General features: G+C 67.6%; 6 protein-coding genes. All 6 read left to right on the top strand.

Features of this window, described 5'->3' with window-relative positions:
* The coding region (locus tag VFZ20_RS31300; protein WP_329687908.1) for a hypothetical protein at positions 1 to 1025 on the top strand (1025 nt) is incomplete at its 5' end.
* Entirely contained in the window at positions 1018 to 1551 is a 534-nt protein-coding gene (locus tag VFZ20_RS31295) for a bifunctional adenosylcobinamide kinase/adenosylcobinamide-phosphate guanylyltransferase (protein ID WP_329687907.1), read from the top strand. The genes VFZ20_RS31300 and VFZ20_RS31295, both read left to right, overlap by 8 nt.
* Positions 1552 to 2985, top strand: a complete 1434-nt coding sequence (locus tag VFZ20_RS31290; protein ID WP_329687906.1) for a metallophosphoesterase — start codon at positions 1552 to 1554, stop codon at positions 2983 to 2985. It abuts the gene before it with no gap.
* A gap of 9 nt (positions 2986 to 2994) precedes the next feature.
* Positions 2995 to 3432 carry a hypothetical protein gene (locus VFZ20_RS31285; RefSeq protein ID WP_329687905.1) on the top strand — a complete coding sequence of 146 codons (438 nt, stop codon included), beginning with the start codon at positions 2995 to 2997 and terminating at the stop codon, positions 3430 to 3432.
* A 242-nt stretch (positions 3433 to 3674) separates the two neighbouring features.
* Positions 3675 to 3935, top strand: a complete 261-nt coding sequence (locus tag VFZ20_RS31280) for a hypothetical protein (protein ID WP_329687904.1) — start codon at positions 3675 to 3677, stop codon at positions 3933 to 3935.
* 184 nt (positions 3936 to 4119) lie between these two features.
* Positions 4120 to 4590: a hypothetical protein gene (locus VFZ20_RS31275; RefSeq protein WP_329687903.1), complete on the top strand. Its 471-nt coding sequence runs from the start codon at positions 4120 to 4122 to the stop codon at positions 4588 to 4590.
* Positions 4591 to 4676: the final 86 nt, after the last annotated feature.

Below are 4676 nucleotides of genomic sequence, written 5' to 3'. Positions count from 1 at the left end.
GTGCGGCTCCGGGTGAAGGCGGCGACGCGGCTGAGCCCCTTTCCGCCATCTACCTGGACGTGCTCAAGGCCCAAGCGGAGCGGAATGTGGAACTGCGCCGCTGGCGCAGGGCCGTGGAGCACTACGAGGAGGCGTATGCCGAGGAGTTGCGTCTCAAGGAGCAACTGGAAGAAGACGAGCGGCAGATCGACGGCATGCTCCGGCGGCCAAGCGAGGGCGGGCCGGGCGAGCTCCTGGAGTTCGCCGTGCTCAACGACTCCGAACTGCAGGCGGTGAGTGACGCTCTCCGCATCGACTACCGCTCCCTGCTCGGCCGGCTCCTCGCCACGGCGGAGCGACTGCACCGCCTGCGCGAAGAGGAGACACGTGCAGCCATGCGCACTAGCCGTGAGCTCTTCCTGGGAGTCCGCTATCACGGCATTGCCGCCCGGCTGCACGAGTTGAGGGTGGCGCTTCAGGAGTCGGCGCCGGCGGCATTGCCCCGCATTGATCGGCTCAAGGCCGAGCTGCAGTCGTGGCGCATCTTGGATCAATCCGTCTTCGAGCCCGTCACCATTGAGTTGGGCCAGACCGTTCGCGAGTTGATCGCGGGCTCTGTGGCCTTCGAGCGCCACCGTGCCCATATCGGAGTGAGGGAGGGGCCGGACTGCCGCATCCTCTTCGACGAGGTGAGCTTGGGCTGCATCCTAGAGAACCTCGTCTTCAATGTGTACGAGGCTGCCAGCAGCACGTCGCGGCCGGGATACACCATCCGCTTTCGCGTTTTCGAGCGTGACGGCCTCGTCTGGCTAGGGTGCGAAGACGACGTGGGCGGCTACCCAGCGTACGCCGACATCGTGGAGCAGGTGAACGCGGGGGGCGGGGTACACAGCCCGCGCGGTGCTGACCGGGGCCAGGGGCTGTGGCTCGTGCGCGGGTTCATCGAGCACGTCTCGCGGCTTACGGCGCCCTGGTCGCTCCACCTGTTGGAAAACGGGTGCAAGGAACTGCTTATCCCCGTCGCCCGTCCCATTCACAATGCCTGACCGCGTTCCAACGGGCTTGGTTGCCGCCAGGCTGGTGCTCGGACCGCGCAACTGCGGCAAGTCCGCGGCGGTGGAAGCGCGGCTCGCGGGCTACCCTCACCTGCTGTACGTCGGCACCCTATGGAACGAGCCCCGGTACGGCAAGACTTTACGCGAGCACCGCGTGAGGCGCGGAGACCGCTGGGACCTGCTGGAGGTGACGGGGGACCTGGAGGCTGATGCCCACGCCCTCGCCGCCCGAGCTGCGGAGATGGGCCGCCCCGGCGCCGTACTTGTGGACGGGCTCACGACTTGGGCGGCGCGTATTGCCGTCACTCACGGGCGGATGATGCAAGGTGTGCTGGACTTAGCGGAGACGCTGGCGTTCTGCGCACGTCAGTTTCCCGACTTGGTATGGTGCTGGGTAGACGCCGTGGAGGAGCCCGACGCGGAGTCGCTCCCATACGCCCGAGCCCTGTGGAAGCGCCTGCGGGAGCGGGTTCCCAGCTTGGTGGTGGAAACGTGGCCTCCGGAGGGGACGAACTGAATGGCAAGATTTGAGGCGATGTGGGCGGACGACGCTTGGGAGCCCGGCCGGGACGCCGAGCAGCGCGCGTATCTCTCGAGCTGCCTGCAGGCGGTACGGGGTGCTCTGGAGGACGCGGGCTGCCAAGTGGAGTGGAAGTGCTACGGGTCGGCTGCAGGTGCGTCGGTAGAGGCGGGGAACGCCGGCAACGATTTTCGTTTGGCGGTGGTGGATGTCGAGTTCGGCACCGAGCAGTGGAACTGGCAGAGCGTAGTAGAGGCGCTCGCGAGGCGCAGCATTCCGTATATCATGTTCACCCGATTTCCAGCGGACGCGGAGCTCTCGGAAAGGCTCCGGAACGATCCGCTGCGTTTGGCTACGTTCGAAAAAAACGCGGCGGATGTGGGTACGCTGGTGGCGCAGGTAGTGGCGTTCTTTCGCGCGCCGCCCCTTCGCATTCTGCACCTGACGGATTTGCACGTACGGGCCAAGCCGCAGCCGGGCGAGGCGCGGGAGCAGGAGCAACGGTTCCAGGCCTTGAACGACTGCTTGGAGGCGGAGTCCGCCGTCCGTCCGTTCGATGCGGTTGCCCTCACGGGTGATTTTGCCGCAGGCGACGCGTTTCTGGACCTTGCCGTCGCGCGGCAGCGTGTCCGCAAGCTGATTGAGTTGGCGGTGATGGGCGATGCGGAGAGGGCGTTCGTCATTCCCGGCAACCATGACATACACTGGCGCGACTTCGCGGCCCGAGAACTGGCGGACCAAGCGTGGCAGCCGTACTTAGACTTTTACCAGGCGTGTGCCGGAGGACGGCAGGGACTGCTGTCGGAGCTGGCCGCGTGGGACGGGGAACTGCACCTGATGCGCCGCGACGTGTCAGCGGGGGCGCTAATGTGGCACCGTGCACTACCCACTATGCGCCTAAGTGTGCTGGGGCTTGCCACGCCGCTGACGGACATCGCCCGCCAAGGCCAAGGCGAGTTCGCGGCCGAGTATGTCCGGTTCGTCCAGCGCCACTGGCCTGGTGTCCCCGCGCCGGGCGAGGTGCGCCTAGCGCTCATGCACCACAACCTGTTCAGCGTGTTCTCGGCCAGCGCACACGAGGAGCAGCACGTCCTGCACGGGGCGGGGCTCGCGCTGCAGACGCTCATTTCGGCGCGTTGCCACCTCGTGCTGAGCGGGCACACACACGCCACGATGGTGATGCAGACCACGGCCGCCCGACTCACGCTGGCCCAGTGGTCCGAGCAGGGCACCCTTACGGCTATCTCGGCAGGGACGGCGGGGGGCGCGCACCCGTCCCAGGACCGCGCGCGCGTCTTCAACATCCTGGAGATCGGCGACGGACGCACGGGCGAGCCGCGTTCGCTTGCCGTGCGCACCTTCGCATACGACAGCGGTGCAGCGCGGTGGGAGGAAATGCGGCCCTTTGCCGGCCTTGCCCTCCATAGCTGACGTTTGCCGATGCAGATCCCCTTGATCGAGCAGTTTCGCGAATTCGACTCGCACGAGTACGGCCACGTGTGGGGGATGGATCCGGAGGGCGCGGATTTCACGCTCATGCTCCCGGACGGCGAGCCCGTGGAGGTGGACGGCTGGTGGGAGTCGCGCCCGCACCCGCCTTCGTACGAGCTGGCCCTTCGCGTTCTGCCCGAGCTGGAGCGGCTCAAGGACAAGGCCGTCGCCTTTCTCGCGCGGATCGTGAACTTCGACACGCTGGCGCTGGACGGCGAGCCGTACGTCAGCGGCCTCCACTGCAACGCGCGGACGGACAAGGTCGTCGTAGAGCTGGGATGGACGGAGGAGACGTACGTTGTCTTCTCCGTCACCTTCAGCTGGCGGCCGCACCCGGAGCTGGTCTACACCGCGCTGCCGGTGCGGATGGCGTTCTGGAACGCGTGAGCCACCGGCAGATCCGGATCGGCCATCCATCGGCACCCTTTGCCCCTGTATCTCCCGATGACGCCCGTGCAGAGTCCCCCGCTTGCCGCCTTTCGCAAGGAAACGGCGTCGGGTATGGAAAACCGTGGTCCGCGTACCTGAAGGAGCACGGGTTTTCGCTCACCCTTCCGCCGTGGTCCATCCTGCTGGACGACGAGGACGCGTGCGCGCCGGACGAGGCATCGTACCAACTGGCGCTTCGGGTGATGGACGACCTGGAGGTGGTGCGGGAAAGCGCCGTTCGCTACCTGGCGCAGGTGGTGGACGCCAACCGGTGGGGGATGCACGGCGCGCCGTACTTCAACCACGTGGTGTGCGACGCGCACGAGAACCGGGTGATGGTCGCCCTGTCGTGGGAGAGCGACATCTACTCGGAGTGGAGCGTGACCTTCGTCGTCCGCACGCGGGAGGGCGCGGCGGCGCACGAGTACCATCCCCGGAGCATGGGATACACGACGCGGTGAGGTCCATCCGCCCGTGGGCCCCGGCGTGCTCGGCCCGAGCCGGAACGCGCCGATCTTTTTACGCGGTCGCGTTTTGCGCCGAGCGGGAACCAAAGCGCCGGACTTTCCCCCCGCCGCGGGAGCCGTTACACTAGGGCATCCATCCACGCGCCATCGATCCCCAATCGCACTCTTCGGAGGACCCGTGCATCGCAGGATTCTCCCCGTTGCCGCGCTCGCCCTCTCGCTCGCCGCCGCCGCGTGCGGGGGCGGCAGCCAGCCGGCCCGCGGGCCGCTTCCGTCCGGAACGGTGGGCGCCATGCAGCCCGCCGCGGCCGTGGAGCAGTTCATTGGCCTAGCGCAGCAGCAGCGCTACACGGAGATGGGCTACGTCTTTGGCACCGCGCGCGGGCCGCTGGCGGAGCAGCAGGAGCCGGCGCGCGTGACGCGGCGGATGCAGGCGCTGGCCAACGTGCTGCGCCACGACACGTTCAGCATGACGGGCGTGGGCGCCGTGGCGGGCCGCCCCGACGCGCGGCGCGTGATCGTGCAGCTGCGCCAGGGCCGCAACACCATCGACGTGCCGTTCACCGTGGTCGAGGGCCCCGGCGGCCGCTGGCTGGTGGAGACGGTGGACATCGAGGCCGCCATGACCGCGGGCCAGCGCCGCGGGTAGGGCAGGGAATAGGGATCAGGGAATAGGGAATAGCCAGCAACGGCAGAAGGTGCTGTTGCTGGCTATTCCCTATTCCCTATTCCCTA

Origin of the sequence: Longimicrobium sp. (assembly GCF_036280135.1) — a bacterium.
In the GTDB taxonomy this organism is placed as follows: Bacteria; Gemmatimonadota; Gemmatimonadetes; order Longimicrobiales; family Longimicrobiaceae; genus Longimicrobium.
Note: the sequence above shows the minus strand (reverse complement) of the source record. Positions and strands in the feature narration are given on the sequence as shown.